Source organism: Enterobacter cloacae complex sp. IR5412, assembly GCF_049237385.1.
GTDB lineage: Bacteria > Pseudomonadota > Gammaproteobacteria > Enterobacterales > Enterobacteriaceae > Enterobacter > Enterobacter intestinihominis.
In genome coordinates, this window is the sequence record NZ_JBMKHQ010000001.1 from 226,536 (window position 1) to 240,905 (window position 14,370).

Consider the following 14,370-nt stretch of genomic DNA (forward strand, 5'->3'; position numbering starts at 1 on the left):
CTATTCTCCGGTGATGGTGCGACAGGTGCTGGTTGTTCAGGCCAGCTTGATTATTATAAATCAGTTGTCAGGGTTGCGGAAGCGCTCAAGGCATTGTCGCAGTGCTTCTCGGGTAATGAGTATTGCTTCAGCAGGCACCGGGATCACAATAAAGGAGCCATCCTCCTGGCTTACTACCTCATAACGTCCAGCAGGGCGAACGGCAGCGATTAATTCTTGCTCATTCATAACGAAAAATCCTATTCATTTCAGTCATCCCCGACAGATCGGGGTCGGCCCTTTTTCCCCTGCGCGCTGAACGTAACTTAAGCAGTACCCCTACTGAAGGTCTAATAGGTTAGAAAGATCAATTAACCGTAATTGACCTGTCTAACCGATCGGCTCTAATGCACAGGATTAATGGAGCTCATATCACCGGCAAGAGGTCATTATCGGCTACACGGTTCAGGAAGAACGTCACTACCCCAAGCACATTCGCGTCATCCAGTGAATCGCCTTCGATGGCCTCCCCATCCTGTGTGATAAGTGCTTTTCCCTGAACAGAAGCGAAGTCCCAGCTTCCGCAGAAAGAGATCAAAACCGTGTCACCCGCCTTCGGTCTTTTGGCAACATTTATAATTGCGTATCCGGCTGAAGTTTCGATAGTCCGGCAATTACCGTCGTAGCCGCAAAGTCTGCCGACGGTGAGCGTTGATTCTGCATAGTCTTTTGCTGGTGATGGAAAACCCATGATAACCCCCCCTGTAAAGACACTGTATATTTATACAGTAACACCAAAAAAATGAGGGTCAAGAATTTGGGCGTAAAAAACCCGCCGAAGCGGGTAAGTGATTAATCAATAATCAATTCTTCTCCAAACCAGCACCATCAGCACGATAAAAACCATCAGCCAGACTGCGCCTGATATCAGCTCCATCAGGTACACTTTTTCACCTCATCCTGCGGCGCTGCTTTGATATGCAGTCGCGGCTCGCCGTCTTTCGGCTCTGGCCACTGGCGCGCCATATTCACCTTCAGCTTTTCTTCCATCGCTGCTGTAATTTCACCATCGCTGATACCGGCGCGGCGCTGTGCATCCCATAACAAGAACTGCATGTCAGCCCACTCACTGAGATCATCAGGTTCCTCTGCTGCTTCGAGTGCCTCTTTCGACAGATGCTTGAGCGGGCCGACAGGACCAACATCACCGAACGTGGCCTGTGACCATTCAGCATGGCGCTGACGGATTAAATTGCGCAATTGCAAAGATGAACTGGTTTCTTCCGGCAACTTGTAAGCCGTCGTAACATGTTCGCCCCCCTGAAGCATGGCGGCGCGGCAGGCGTTCCAGATTTTCTGTGCCAATAATTTATCGCCAATGTTATGCGCCAGCAGGCTGACAATCTGACCTGCCAGGCCTTTTGGCATTTCCTCCGGCAACATCGGCGCTGGCGAGGCGGTGTATAGTTTGATAACACGATGCGGGTCTGCGTTCGGCGTAATAGGGTTTGCTGTAAACAGGTAGCCGCAGCCGTATTTCTCAACATCACGCAATTCTTGCTCGTCAGTCCACGCTACAGGATCAGCCATCAGAGACGCCAGAGCCCGTTTCATCGCCTCAAGCGCCATAGCGGCATCTTCGTTTACAGCGCCGGGCGTCGCATCGCGCTCTTCTTCAAGCTCTGCTATGGTCTGCTTTAGCCAAGCTTTTAGGGTAGTGCTCATTGTGCCGACTCCTCAAACAAAACATCACCACCAACTCCGCCGACCTGATAAAGCACAGACCCATCTTCACGGTATTCTATCGGCGCGGCGCTCCATTCCTCTCCGTCCAGTTCATCATCATCCCCGATCAGAACAAAACCGCCGGCAACAACACGGGCTGGGTACATTTCGCCCTCAGTCCACCAGCCTTCAGTGTCTTTGATGCATTTGAGAAATAACAAATTGCTCATTTTCCCTCCACCAACTCTTTCCATTTTTTTTCAAGAACCTGACGGGCAGCAGCCTCACCACCAGGCGGGAAGGAAAATCCCGCACGGTGCCCTGTGCATCCGTTCGAGCAACGGATTTCTGCTGATCCCCAGTTAATTCCCCTGCTACGGATTTTTATAGATGGCGCCATCCCGCATCGCGGACAGACAGGCAAATTACTCATGGCTCATACCTTCCAGAAGATGTTTGTGGCGACGCAGCTCGCGAACGGCAGCCTGAAGACGTTGAAGGTTCGACAGCTTCGCTTTTGTGCGGCGGATCTCGTTCGAGATATAACGGGACGACGGAATAATCAGGTCATCAGGACGGCTAACGAACGCCGGGATATCCCTAATAATTTCATCGAGGGATTTGTTGTCCGGCGCTGATGCTAACTTGACGTCGAGTGCAGCGGCATCCGGCTGCTCTGGTTTTATTTTCGACTCACCCGCCAGGCTCCAGGTGATGTTTTTCCCATCCACATGGCGCATAACCAGACCGTCTTTGTACATTGCACCCAGCGATGCATTCAGGGCTCGCGGGCTTTTACCCAGCTTCTCAGCTACCTGATTGGAGCTCATGGCCCCCTGCCCCTGCATTGCTGACAACACCCTCTCAACCAGAGGTGATACCGGCTTTGGTCTGATGCGCTTCGGCTTCCGCTCCTTCGCGGTACCGACCGACCATGATCCATCATAGAAATCGCACAACCCTTCCTCCTTCTGCTCGCGCAGCATTTTCAGAGCCTCTACGGGTTCGATATCCAGGCGTGCCGCTACATCGAGATAGGTTGCTTTGCCCATTGCTTTCAATGCGTCGATTACTGATTCCATTATTTCTCCTCAAGATTCACTTAACAGGTCTCAAGTGGCTAACGTTTCCGCGATAGCTCTCCCAGTCAAAATTCACCCAAATGCCGTTGTCCATGCGCAGGCGATCGATAACCCTTGCGCCAAGGGTTTCTACCAGCGCGTCGTAATTAAGATTGGTCAGCACACCCACTGGCCGCATGGCCGCTAGACGGCGATCAATAATCTGGTTCAACAAAACTTTCTCGCCGCGGCTGTCTCGCTGAATACCAACTTCATCAAGCACCAATAAATCCACTTTGCAGAGGTCATCCAGCAGCGCGGCTTCGGACTGTCCTTCGTCGTAGCAGGCCCGGGCGCGCAGGGTCAGATCGGGCACCGTCACGATCAGAACCGTTCGCCCCTGCTTCAGCAGATAATTGCCGATGGCCGCTGAAAGGTGGTTTTTGCCGGTGCCCGGTTTTCCGGCGAAGACAAAACTGGCAAAGCCCGAGCCAAAATTCTGCGCATAGCTCTTTGCCATACTCAGCGCATGACGCTGTTCGTCGCTGTTCACGGTGTAATTCGCGAAGCTACAGCTGCGGTGCAGGTCCTGGATCCCGGATCGCCCGAAAATTTTCTCTGCACGCGCCTGCTGGTTGAGCTTGTCTACCTCCGCAGCGCGTTTTTGCCCTTCCTCACGCTGCCAGGCCATCAACTCTTCGGCGCTTTTAAATTTGGGTTCAATGCCAGCCGGAATAACACGGCGAAGGCGATCGAAAATAGAACCTGCGTTTTGCATGCTTACCCCCTGAATCCTGGCGGAACGGTGTTATCGGGACGGGAGATCTGATTGATATCCCGTCCACCAGCCTGGTAATGCCCTGTGCCCGGCGCCGACAGGCGGATAATCAGGTCATCCCATTTTTCGCGCAGTTTGGCGGGGCATTTGACCTGGCGAACCCAGAACTTATCGCTCTGGACGCGCTTGAACATTTCACAAATTTGCTTGTGGCTACGGCCATCAAGGGTGCGCATCAGACGCACGTCATTCGCCCAGACGGTCCAGTTCGGCTCTTTCGGGCGAACGATTTCGCCGTCAAAGGTTGCGGCCTCCTCATAGAGTTTCAGCACGCGCTTCCAAATCCATTGCGCACAGGTCAAATCTTCCCGGCTCCCCCACTGACGTTTCGCAGGGCTGCAAACCACTGCTTCCGGGTGGCGCTTCAAAAACTCGGTTTTTGTCAATTTTCCGTCCGACGGCGAAGCGTCCGGACAAGAAAGATTTTCTGGTTCTTTGACTGGTTCAAAAGAGTGACTGATTCTGGGTGAATCTCCTTCACTACCCCCTGGTGAATGTGGTGCACCATCTGGTGAATCTCCTGCACTAGCCCCTGGTGAACTTGCTTCACTACCCTGGTGAATCTCATTCACTACCCTCGAACTGGCGTTTGCACCGGTCAGGGTTAATCGATAGAAATTGCTGCCATTGCCTTTCGGCCCCGATCTGGTCTCTTTTCGCATCAGTCCAGACTCGCAAAGCGCGGCAACATGATTCATGACGGAACGACGGCTGATCTCACACTGATCAGCGATATGCTGATAGCTCGGCCAGCACTCGCCCTGGTCACTTGCGTTATCGGCCAGTTTAAGTAGGACCAGCTTGCGAAGCGGGTTGCCTACCTTGACCTTCATCGCTTGGACCATCAGTTCCATGCTCATAGAACACCTCGACACAACTGAACTAAGCTGCGTTCGAACAAGTCGAAACCAGCTTCACTTTGACGCCTACCAGCTGCGCCAGCGCGTCGATCGCTTCCAGTGTCTCTCGCCGGATTACCGGTTTCGGTTTGCCCGTGAAGACCGCATTGGTGGCTTCGATGCACTCTTTGTTAACCCTGGCCGCCCGGTAATGCATGCAGTCTTTCTGTGCCAGTTCGTTATCAATGGCGGTACGGATGGCGTAGCTCAGGGCTTCCGCCTGTTTCAGGTAGTTAGGCGTATCGTTACGGAATGCACGCTGAATAATCTGCTTGTTGTTGTGCAGCCTGCGTGCGTACTCGTCCGGATCCGAAACGTCATCCAGTGACTGAAGCAGATCGCCAAAGTGATGCGGGGTTATCAGCTGCGTAACTGTCTTCCAGCCCTTTTCCTGCGCCCAGGACTCCAGCTCACATGCCAGTTTTTTGATTTCCATCATTCAGACTCCCTCTGCGCACGTGGGATATCCTGAACAGGAATTCCGCTGGTAGGGGTTGGATGCAAATCCGGACGTAACTCATGCGGGGTGACAGTCCAGCCGCCAAATTCACAGAGCTTAATCACTCGCTCACTTGGAACTCGGTTTCGGATAATCCAGTTTGCTACTGACTGTGAGGACTTAAAGTTGAATTTACGGGCGACGGCCGAAACAGAACCAATCGACCTCACAGCCTTCTCCGTAATGTTCTTGTATGAAGTAGTCATCGTGTTCTCCTGAATGAGTCGATGACTGCAATATACTACATAAAGTAGAAAATACAACTACGAAAAATAGAAATGACTATGAACGCGCCGTGTCTTACTCTTCTACCTATGGTAGAAAAAGCGAATAAACATCAGGATTTCGCGAACCGGCTGACAGAAGAAATGCGCAAACAGCGCCGTTCTGTGAAGGATTTAAGCCAGGCTTGCGATGTCACATACGAAATGGCTCGTCGTTATACGCTGGGCACGGCTAAGCCACGCGATGAGAAACTGCAAAAGATAGCTGACTGGCTAAATGTCCAAGCGGCATGGCTTGACTACGGGGAAGGTGAAAGTGCGCCTACTAAGCTTCCAGAAACTGAGTTTATGGGCTTCCCCGCGACAGAATCCGACACTGGCAGCGATGGGGAATTCAGTGATTTAAGCGAAGACGAAAAGCGGCTGGTCCGAGTCTATCGGCAGTTCCCAAGTGCTGAAGCCAAGAACATGCTACTGGCTTTCGAAATGCGGTATAAACAGCTATATGAATTCTTTCTGAAGTACGCCAACACCCCGCAGAAGTAAAAAAATCCCTAAGAACCCGGCACATGCCGGGTTTTTTTACGCCTTCACTCACCACACAAAGTAGCAAATACCTCTTGAGTTTCTACTTTTAGTGTTGACACATCTACTTTATGTTGTATTCTCTACTCATCGAAGCACAACAGGTGCGACAGGTAAACGTTCCGCCTACCCGGCGATAAGGGTAAACAGAGCGAACAGGCAGGATGCCCACGAAGTAGCCGCCGGTGGCGTATGAATGACCGGATGATTCGCAAAGATAGGTTCAGCAGTAGGTGTGAGAGGAAAACATGTCAAAACAACATTTAGGTTTAGCAGTTCGGTATGCGAATGCTGGCCTTGTAACGGAGTTAGCAATTAAAGCGCAGGAAATGGCTAGTTCACTGCGTGGAGATATCGATCATCTTAAAGATACAATGCTGGCTGCTGATGCAGGAATTGGTATTGATTTTGATTAATTGACCGCGTTATTCAACCACCTTTCTGACGCTGAAGAATTGCTTGTTCGTTGCGAAAGGGCTGGCAGAAACATTAGCCAGGAGATGCGTAAAACACTGACTGAACTTGCTTAAACCTCGCAGAAAAGTTGTCTGCAACATGGAAGCGCATTCCACCCTTTCACTAATGGGGATTGGTTTGTTAGCTGGCGGAGTGTGCTTCCAGTTGTGGACAATCGAAAATTGTTGATGGCTATTAATAACCTTCATAGGGGATTCATTATGACAGACTTTAATCGTCAACCATCACGGCAACAGGCAGTCCGCCTTAACTGGTTTGAAATAAAACTTCGACAACTTTGTTATTTGCTGGCTCAGAAAGGCAACCCTGAACTCTGAATTTTTACGCGTCAAAGCTGACGCCGTAATCCGACAGATATTTAATTGCAATCAGTTAGAAATCGATGCCTTAAACGGCAGGGGTTTTCACACCTTAAATTAAGGATCATGAAATGAAATCAACTATTACTACCGTAGAATTGAGCTTGGCAACCGTAAATAAAGACTTTGCCACATTTAATGTTAATGGTGCTATTTCAGGCGTGGTTCATTTGCCATCCACTGGCCCTGTAACCGTTGTGCTTGACGGTGGGTACGTGCTCGGAAAGTTTCATTGTCCGGCTTGTGCTGTAAAGGACATTAGCTTGCTGTCTGCGAGTTTTGCAGAAGCACAGAACGTCTGCGGCATGTCTTATTACGACCACAAGCGCCAATATCTTAACTGATATGGATGACAACACCTGCTATTGCGCTGTTTGCTGTCACGAATATAAAAAATCGGAAATGCATGAAAGGAAAACAGACATATATCCCTTCAGGCGCACGATTTATTTATGTGAGCAATGCAATGAAAAAAGAGAAAGGCGTAACGCGTTAAAAAATGCTAAACGCGTTACTCGCAAATCATTTCAGTCAACTTCATTTTTTAAATATTAAGCGAGGTCATTATGGCTGTTGAGTTAAAAGTATTTGGTGGTGCTTACTTCCCAAAAGATAAAGCATTAAAAAAACACCCTGATTTAAAACCACTTGCCATCGCGGTAAACGCGTCCACAAAAGCCATCGCTGAAGCTGTTATTTTCGGTAAGCTGGCGGCTGAACATCCTGAACATATTGATGATTTCTTTAAGGTGAAAATCTGGGAGCACCGTGAAGATTTACCCTGTCCGGAGCTGGATGCATTCTCTACTGATTTTTTTAGCACGGTCGCCGTCTGGAATGTAAACGAAGGTGAACCAGCTGCGGCCCCCCAATCAGAAACTGATGAAAAAGCCGATCGGGAAGACAACCAGGCAAAGGAAGAAGTTAAAACCGTTGCGCGGCTCGACCAGACATCCCGGGCAGCTTGCCTGGCACTGTTCGGCCCGGTTCCTGGAATCACTGAGGCGCAGTACGGCCAGATTGTAGACCTGGTTAATGATGATGCTGGAAGCTTTACCCGTGAACTGACAGAAGCACTGACGAAAGAACCCCGCGCTCTGTCGCTGGCGCCGGAACGCCAGGAGCAATTACTGGCCTGGGTACGAGAGAACACAAAAGAATCATCACAATGGCCTGACATTAAAAAGCAGATCGCCAAGTGGCTCGACACGCCAGTAGATAAGCGCCCACAAGCTACCACCATCTCCGAAGAAAGCCACACAGACTCGGGCGCCACTCTTGGAGGCGGCAACAAGACCGACCGTAGCCCTGATCTGGTTCATAACCTTTCGACACTGCGTATCGAAGTAGCGGTTGCAATTCTGAGCATGTACGACGAGATCGACATTTACTGGATCCCTAACAGATTCATGATGGCCGCGAAAGGAATGGCAGAAGCAGCGCAGGATCCCCAGTTCACTGCATGGTGGGCACAACTGCGCGGCACACCTGGCATTCTGGACTATTCCCGCGCGGCCATAATCGCCCTGATCAAATCTGCGCCTGAGGACCTCTGGCTAAACCCGATCAAATTACGTGAGTACATCAATCGCGAACTGGTTGAATCGAATCATGCGAAGCCAGATCAGAAAATCATAGATATTGCATGCAAAGCGAAACCCCGCGTTATCCCGGAGGAAAAGACAGATGATAAAGCCCAACCGTCAATACAGAGCAAAACTCTGCCACCAGCAGTTTGCCCGGGAAAAGCTGCGCAGTTCGATAAAGATCTTAAAGAGGCATTCACACAGAATGCAGAGCCAGCGCCGCAGGCCAACGAGCAGCCGCGCGTAGAGAACCTGGGCGATGGTATCTTTTCAGTTGATACTTTGATCAACACCTCAAATGAGGTCGAAAAAGAAGAAATACCACCAGCATTAAGTGCCCGCGAAACTGAAATTGCTCAGGCGATTAACGATCTGATTTCCGGGCGTACCAATATCATCGGAAAAGAAGAAGCAGAAGGCGTAGTGAAGTGCACCGGCCATAGTGTTTCCGACGTAATACCATTGCTGATGACTGATATAGCCACAACTGAATATTGCCTCTCACCTGATTTCTCTGACGAAGAAATTCACGACGTGGCAACGACGCTGCTCGATAGTTGGTCTGACGATATCAGCGTGCGTCAGAAAATCGCGCTTGATGCGATCGTGGAATACCGTCGCCCTGAACTGCCAAAACCGGTAGTGCTCGATCCACCGATTGTTACTGCAAAACCTCAACAGACATCTGAACAGCAGCCTGAAGCAAACAGTCAGCAGACATCCCTCTCCTACCAGCAACAGCTAACGATTGCAGCTCTTCAGGGCCTGTGTGCTAACCCCGCTTACTGCAATCAGTACGATGACTTGCCGATCATGGCAACAGAGCTTGCGCGAAGTGTTGAAAGCATCATCCAGCAGGAAGGTTCACGTGCTACTGATTAATCGCAGCGCGAACGACAGCATAGGCGGGCCAGCATGCGCCGCCGCACTCAAATCGCATTATGAGAAATTCGGAAATCATGGACGCAGCCATACCCAAACGTTTTACACAGTAATGGTAGGCAAACAGAAAGTGATCGTAGAGGTAATTAACAGACGCCGCAGCTATGTTGCCACCGCGATGCTAGGAGCCCGGAGCATAAAACGAATGGCTGATCTGGGTGATTTCTAAAATTCAACTCTCTCCAGCTGCAATGTCTATTATGCAGCTGGTCATCGTGAGTAATGGTTATGACTGATGACATTTTAACTAACGATGCAATTCGTAAGCTGACCGGGTACAAACAACCCAAGAAACAATGCGCATGGCTTGCCTCAGCCGGGATCTGGTTTAAAGAAGATCGCAACGGTTATCCCAGAACCACCTGGAACCATGTGAACAATCCGATCGCATTGAGGATGGTACCTGACGTAAAAACTGAGTTAAATACTCCAAACTTTGATGCAATGTAATGGCCGGTAAACGTAAAAATCCTTCTGATGCAATTCTCCCCCCGCGTGTCTACCGGGGGAAATCAAAATACGAATTCCACCCGGCTACGGGTGGATCCATAAACTTGTGTCCTCTGGATTCACCAGTATCTTTAATTTGGGCCAAGTATGAGGCAGCGCTGAAAGGTATCGAAGAGAAAAAGAATCTGTCTGGACTAATCGATGATTTTTTTGCCAGCGCCGATTATCACAAATTAGGCAATGAAACCCGTAAAGATTATAAAAAATACTCACGCAAGCTGATCCCGGTGTTTGGGAAAATGGATCCAGATAGCGTTAAGCCCCAGCACATCAGGCAATACATGGATAAACGAGGCGTGGCCGCACCCGTGCAGGCGAACAGGGAAAAAGCGTTTCTAAGCAGGGTCTACGGATGGGCTTACGAAAGAGGCATGGTGAAAGGCAACCCTTGTAAGGGAGTAAGGCAATTCAAAGAGGAAGAACGTGAAAGATACGTTACCGATGAAGAATACTATGCGCTTTATGAAGTATCGCCGACGGTCGTCAAAGTAGCCATGGAATTGGCTTATCTTTGCCTGGCACGTCAGGGGGATGTACTCGCTGTGCAAAAAAACCAGCTATTACAAGAAGGGATTTTTATCCGCCAGGGTAAAACCGCAGCAAAGCAGATCAAAGCCTGGTCTGAACGTTTGTTAGCAGCTGTAGAGCTTGCAAAAACATTACCGCTTAAAAATGGAATGTCCAGTGTTTACTTGATCCATCAGTTTAATGGTCGCCGCTACACACGTGACGGCTTTAATAGTCGCTGGCAACAAGCGAAAGAAGAAGCTCAAAAAAAACATCCTCACATGCTTTTTGATTTTACGTTCCACGATCTAAAGGCCAAGGGTGTATCGGATCTTGAAGGAAGCCTACAGGAGAAACAGCAAATTTCCGGACACAAAACTATCACGCAAACGGCGCGTTACGATCGAAAAGTAAAAATTGTGCCAGTGGTAGGCGGGCAAAAATAAGAAATGATGTTAGGAAGGATGTTAGGAAACTGGATTTCAGGCACAAAAAAACCACCTTTCGGTGGTTTCACGACACTGCTTATTGCTTTGATTATTCTGCTTTTTCCCATGGTAGCCGGAGTGGGACTTGAACCCACACAGCGCGAACGCCGAGGGATTTTAAATCCCTTGTGTCTACCGATTCCACCATCCGGCCAGGGAAGAAAGTGGAGGCGCGTTCCGGAGTCGAACCGGACTAGACGGATTTGCAATCCGCTACATAACCGCTTTGCTAACGCGCCTTAAATCTTTTGTCTTTCGACCTGCACCCGCAAACTGCCGATGCATTAATCTGGAGCGGGAAACGAGACTCGAACTCGCGACCCCGACCTTGGCAAGGTCGTGCTCTACCAACTGAGCTATTCCCGCATGTTATCAAGTAACTATTTAACGACTTGCTAAGCACTTGATTTCATTATCGTCCGGCTTACTGTGCCGCCGTTCGATGCGTTGCATTCTACTGATATGACGTTATGAGTCAACGTTATTTTTTGCATCTCAGGATCGTTTGCTGAAAATTAAGCCGAAACGATCACTGTTCAAGCAAATCACCGCGCGCAGCGTTCAAGTATTGCAACATTGACCACAATGTCAGCACCGCCGCAACCCACAGCAGACCAATGCCGGCCCACTCTACCCAAGCATTCGGACGCCACAGCATCCACACCAGCGCCGCCATCTGCGCAGTGGTTTTAACTTTACCGATCCAGGACACCGCCACGCTGCTGCGTTTACCCAGCTCCGCCATCCACTCGCGCAGGGCAGAGATAATAATCTCACGGCCAATCATGGTCGCGGCAGGCAGCGTCACCCACCAGGTATGATAATGTTCCGCCACCAGCACCATCGCGATTGCCACCATCACCTTATCCGCAACCGGATCGAGGAACGCGCCAAAGCGGGTACTCTGGTTCCAGCGACGCGCCAGATAACCGTCAAACCAGTCCGTCACGGCGGCAATCAGGAAAATGAGCGCACAGGCAAAAGGCGCCCAGACGACCGGCAGGTAAAATGCCAGGACGAAGAACGGAATGAGCACAACGCGAAAGAGAGTAAGCAACGTAGGGATATTAAATCGCATGATGACGGTAACTGTCTGTTGTCAGTAAAATTTAGCTCTATGTTGCTACAGAGCCCTCAATGTTTCAACGAGTAGTAGATCTTTTCTGCCAGCCCTTGCGAAATACCCGGCACTTTTGCAATTTCTTCCATACTGGCGTTGAGTAATCCTTGCAATCCGCCCATATACTTCAACAGCATCTGGCGACGTTTTGGCCCGACGCCTTCAATCGTCTCAAGGGTACTGGTATTTTTCACTTTCGCCCGTTTTTTGCGGTGTCCGCTAATGGCATGATCGTGCGACTCATCTCGGATGTGCTGGATCACGTGCAGTGCAGGGGAATCTGGCGGCAGGCTAAAGCCCTCGCCTTCCGGCTCAAAGAACAGCGTTTCCAGGCCAGCCTTACGATCTGCCCCTTTCGCTACCCCTAACAGCAGCGGATGGTTCTTATCCCACTCCACGTCGAGCGATTCGAATACCGCCTTCGCCTGCCCCAACTGCCCTTTCCCGCCGTCGATAAGGATAACGTCCGGGATTTTACTCTCTTCAATCGCTTTACCATAGCGACGACGCAGCACCTGATTCATGGCGGCATAATCGTCACCGGGCGTAATGCCGGTGATGTTATAGCGACGATACTCTGCCCGCAGTGGGCCATTGGCATCAAAGACCACACACGACGCCACGGTCTGCTCACCCATCGTATGGCTGATGTCGAAGCATTCCATGCGTTTCACTTCCGGCAGCTTGAGCAGCGTAGCAAGCGCGGTTAAACGTTGGCTGACGGTCGATTGTTGGGAAAGTTTGGTGGTCAGCGCCGTGGCGGCATTGGTTCGCGCCAGCTTCAGATAACGCGCACGATCGCCGCGCGGTTTCGTCTGGACATTCACCCGGCGACCTGCCAGCTCTGAAAGTGAGTCCGCCAGCAGGGTTTTATCGTCCAGCGTGAAGTCGAGCAGGATCTCCGAGGGCAGCGTACGCATCTGGCTGCCCTGCAAATAAAACTGGCCGACAAAGGTCTCCACCACTTCACCCATCTCAGTCCCGCCCGGCACTTTCGGGAAGTAACTGCGGCTGCCGAGCACTTTGCCCTGACGAATAAACAGCACGTGAACGCAGGCCAGGCCGGCGTCAAAGGCAACGCCGATGACATCGAGGTCGTCGCCCGTATTGGAAACAAACTGCTTCTCGGTCACCCTGCGCACCGCCTGGATCTGGTCGCGGATGCGTGCGGCCTCCTCAAATTCCAGCGCCGCGCTGGCTTTTTCCATGCGGGTAATCAGTTGCGTCAGCACCTGATCGTCTTTCCCGGCTAAAAACAGGCGGACATATTCCACCTGCTGCGCGTACTCTTCTTCGCTCACCAGCCCTTCAACGCATGGTCCCAGGCAGCGGCCAATCTGATATTGCAGGCATGGCCGGGAGCGGTTGCGATAGACGCTGTTTTCGCACTGGCGAACAGGGAAGATTTTTTGCAAAAGCGCCAGCGTTTCCCGCACGGCATAACCATTCGGGAAGGGGCCGAAATATTCACCTTTCGCATGCTTAGCGCCACGATGCATCGCCAGCCGCGGGTGCGTGTCGCCGCTCAGGAAGATAAACGGATAGGACTTGTCATCACGCAGCAGAACGTTGTAGCGCGGCTGATACAACTTAATGTAGTTGTGCTCAAGGAGCAGCGCTTCCGTTTCCGTGTGCGTTACGGTGACATCAATGTTGTGTATAAGTGCGACCAGCGCTTCGGTTTTACGGGAGGCAAGGTTGCTGCGGAAATAACTTGAAAGGCGTTTCTTCAGATCTTTCGCCTTACCGACATAGATAACCGTACCGCCAGCATCATACATCCGGTAGACGCCTGGCTGGCTGGTGACGGTTTTCAGAAATGCTTTTGAATCGAACGCTTCACTCACTGACTTATTAACGACTCCGCATTGCACAAACCATGGCGAATGGCCAGGTGAGTCAGTTCGACATCACCGTGAATGTTCAGTTTACTGAACATCCGATAGCGATAGCTGTTGACCGTTTTCGGGCTGAGATTCAGCTGTTCAGAAATCTCATTCACCTTCTGACCTTTAGTGATCATCAGCATAATCTGCAATTCGCGCTCAGACAAACTGGCAAACGGAGATTCCGTTTTTTCCGGTTCAATCTGACTCAACGCCATCTGTTGAGCAATATCAGAAGCGATATAGCGCTGCCCTGCGTGAACGGTGCGGATCGCATTGACGACTTCCTGCGGCGCAGCGCCTTTACTGAGATACCCCGCAGCCCCCGCCTGCATGACCCTGGCGGGCAGCGGATTTTCGGTATGGACGGTCAGCATGATGACTTTGGTATCAACGAACATGCGCGCGATTTTGCGCGTGGCTTCAAGCCCGCCAATACCGGGCATGTTCATATCCATCAGCACCACGTCTGCGGAGTTCGCGCGACACCATTTGACGGCATCTTCGCCACAGCACGCCTCGCCGGCTACTTTAATACCCTTTATATCTTCAAGAATGCGTCGTATCCCTGCGCGCACCAGTTCGTGGTCATCAACAAGAAGGACGTTGATCAAAGGAAATGTCTCCAGAATAGGGATAACGCTACTGACTGCTAATTGGGTTTATATTAACGGTTTTCCATGCA

At 50.7% G+C, this 14,370-nt stretch carries 18 protein-coding genes, 3 tRNA genes and 1 pseudogene; 7 read left to right on the top strand and 15 right to left on the bottom strand.

The genetic code is table 11. From position 1 onward, the window contains the following. Positions 1 to 60 precede the first annotated feature (60 nt). The 9 genes and pseudogenes from ACOTX2_RS01140 to ACOTX2_RS01180 all read right to left on the bottom strand — a co-directional run bounded on the left by ACOTX2_RS01140 (position 61) and on the right by ACOTX2_RS01180 (position 5,207). Positions 61 to 228: a hypothetical protein gene (locus ACOTX2_RS01140; RefSeq protein WP_164474158.1), complete on the bottom strand. Its 168-nt coding sequence runs from the start codon at positions 226 to 228 to the stop codon at positions 61 to 63. Between the two features lie 178 nt (positions 229 to 406). After that, complete coding sequence (locus ACOTX2_RS01145) at positions 407 to 730, bottom strand: hypothetical protein (protein ID WP_032619477.1); 324 nt, start codon at positions 728 to 730, stop codon at positions 407 to 409. Positions 731 to 951: 221 nt separating this feature from the next. Then, positions 952 to 1,290, bottom strand: a pseudogene (locus ACOTX2_RS01150) (DUF550 domain-containing protein); the annotation flags it as partial. A gap of 410 nt (positions 1,291 to 1,700) precedes the next feature. Next, positions 1,701 to 1,934, bottom strand: a complete 234-nt coding sequence (locus tag ACOTX2_RS01155) for a hypothetical protein (RefSeq protein WP_045340313.1) — start codon at positions 1,932 to 1,934, stop codon at positions 1,701 to 1,703. Positions 1,935 to 2,129: 195 nt separating this feature from the next. After that, positions 2,130 to 2,786, bottom strand: coding sequence for a DUF1627 domain-containing protein (locus tag ACOTX2_RS01160; protein WP_048217851.1), 657 nt, complete (start codon positions 2,784 to 2,786; stop codon positions 2,130 to 2,132). Between the two features lie 16 nt (positions 2,787 to 2,802). Continuing rightward, positions 2,803 to 3,543, bottom strand: a complete 741-nt coding sequence (locus tag ACOTX2_RS01165) for an ATP-binding protein (protein ID WP_048217849.1) — start codon at positions 3,541 to 3,543, stop codon at positions 2,803 to 2,805. Positions 3,544 to 3,545: 2 nt separating this feature from the next. Next, positions 3,546 to 4,463, bottom strand: a complete 918-nt coding sequence (locus tag ACOTX2_RS01170) for a helix-turn-helix domain-containing protein (RefSeq protein ID WP_045340151.1) — start codon at positions 4,461 to 4,463, stop codon at positions 3,546 to 3,548. Between the two features lie 22 nt (positions 4,464 to 4,485). Continuing rightward, complete coding sequence (locus tag ACOTX2_RS01175) at positions 4,486 to 4,938, bottom strand: toxin YdaT family protein (protein ID WP_032620290.1); 453 nt, start codon at positions 4,936 to 4,938, stop codon at positions 4,486 to 4,488. Beyond that, positions 4,938 to 5,207 (bottom strand): transcriptional regulator, encoded by a 270-nt coding sequence (locus tag ACOTX2_RS01180; RefSeq protein ID WP_032619472.1) that lies wholly within the window; start codon positions 5,205 to 5,207, stop codon positions 4,938 to 4,940. Before ACOTX2_RS01180 ends, ACOTX2_RS01175 begins: the two co-directional genes overlap by 1 nt. A 72-nt stretch (positions 5,208 to 5,279) precedes the next feature. Between ACOTX2_RS01180 and ACOTX2_RS01185 the strand changes: the two genes are divergently transcribed. The 7 genes from ACOTX2_RS01185 to ACOTX2_RS01215 all read left to right on the top strand — a co-directional run bounded on the left by ACOTX2_RS01185 (position 5,280) and on the right by ACOTX2_RS01215 (position 10,637). After that, on the top strand, positions 5,280 to 5,771 hold the full coding sequence (locus tag ACOTX2_RS01185) for a helix-turn-helix domain-containing protein (protein WP_045340153.1): 492 nt from the start codon (positions 5,280 to 5,282) through the stop codon (positions 5,769 to 5,771). Between the two features lie 287 nt (positions 5,772 to 6,058). Next, on the top strand, positions 6,059 to 6,226 hold the full coding sequence (locus tag ACOTX2_RS01190) for a hypothetical protein (RefSeq protein ID WP_154232881.1): 168 nt from the start codon (positions 6,059 to 6,061) through the stop codon (positions 6,224 to 6,226). Between the two features lie 491 nt (positions 6,227 to 6,717). Continuing rightward, on the top strand, positions 6,718 to 6,990 hold the full coding sequence (locus ACOTX2_RS01195) for a hypothetical protein (protein ID WP_045340157.1): 273 nt from the start codon (positions 6,718 to 6,720) through the stop codon (positions 6,988 to 6,990). A gap of 222 nt (positions 6,991 to 7,212) precedes the next feature. Further along, the gene (locus ACOTX2_RS01200; RefSeq protein ID WP_064499037.1) at positions 7,213 to 9,114 is read left to right on the top strand and encodes a hypothetical protein; all 1,902 of its coding nucleotides are present in this window, start codon (positions 7,213 to 7,215) and stop codon (positions 9,112 to 9,114) included. Then, positions 9,101 to 9,343, top strand: coding sequence for a DUF4060 family protein (locus ACOTX2_RS01205; protein ID WP_045338567.1), 243 nt, complete (start codon positions 9,101 to 9,103; stop codon positions 9,341 to 9,343). Before ACOTX2_RS01200 ends, ACOTX2_RS01205 begins: the two co-directional genes overlap by 14 nt. Before the next feature lie 59 nt (positions 9,344 to 9,402). Further along, positions 9,403 to 9,624, top strand: coding sequence for a DUF4224 domain-containing protein (locus tag ACOTX2_RS01210; protein ID WP_032619466.1), 222 nt, complete (start codon positions 9,403 to 9,405; stop codon positions 9,622 to 9,624). After that, positions 9,624 to 10,637 carry a tyrosine-type recombinase/integrase gene (locus ACOTX2_RS01215; RefSeq protein WP_045338570.1) on the top strand — a complete coding sequence of 338 codons (1,014 nt, stop codon included), beginning with the start codon at positions 9,624 to 9,626 and terminating at the stop codon, positions 10,635 to 10,637. Before ACOTX2_RS01210 ends, ACOTX2_RS01215 begins: the two co-directional genes overlap by 1 nt. A 109-nt stretch (positions 10,638 to 10,746) precedes the next feature. Here the strand turns inward: ACOTX2_RS01215 and ACOTX2_RS01220 are convergent. From ACOTX2_RS01220 to uvrY, 6 genes are all read right to left on the bottom strand, one after another. Next, positions 10,747 to 10,833, bottom strand: a tRNA-Leu gene (locus tag ACOTX2_RS01220). Positions 10,834 to 10,844: 11 nt separating this feature from the next. Further along, positions 10,845 to 10,918 (bottom strand) — tRNA-Cys (locus ACOTX2_RS01225). 51 nt (positions 10,919 to 10,969) lie between these two features. After that, positions 10,970 to 11,045: transfer RNA gene (locus ACOTX2_RS01230), tRNA-Gly, on the bottom strand. Between the two features lie 163 nt (positions 11,046 to 11,208). Continuing rightward, positions 11,209 to 11,757: a CDP-diacylglycerol--glycerol-3-phosphate 3-phosphatidyltransferase gene (gene pgsA, locus ACOTX2_RS01235; RefSeq protein ID WP_003859652.1), complete on the bottom strand. Its 549-nt coding sequence runs from the start codon at positions 11,755 to 11,757 to the stop codon at positions 11,209 to 11,211. 56 nt (positions 11,758 to 11,813) lie between these two features. After that, the gene (uvrC, locus tag ACOTX2_RS01240) at positions 11,814 to 13,646 is read right to left on the bottom strand and encodes an excinuclease ABC subunit UvrC (protein WP_023300478.1); all 1,833 of its coding nucleotides are present in this window, start codon (positions 13,644 to 13,646) and stop codon (positions 11,814 to 11,816) included. Beyond that, a complete protein-coding gene (uvrY, locus tag ACOTX2_RS01245; protein ID WP_017384478.1) occupies positions 13,643 to 14,299 on the bottom strand; it encodes a UvrY/SirA/GacA family response regulator transcription factor in 657 nt (218 codons plus the stop codon). The genes uvrC and uvrY overlap by 4 nt, the downstream gene beginning before the upstream one ends. Between the last annotated feature and the right edge of the window lie 71 nt (positions 14,300 to 14,370).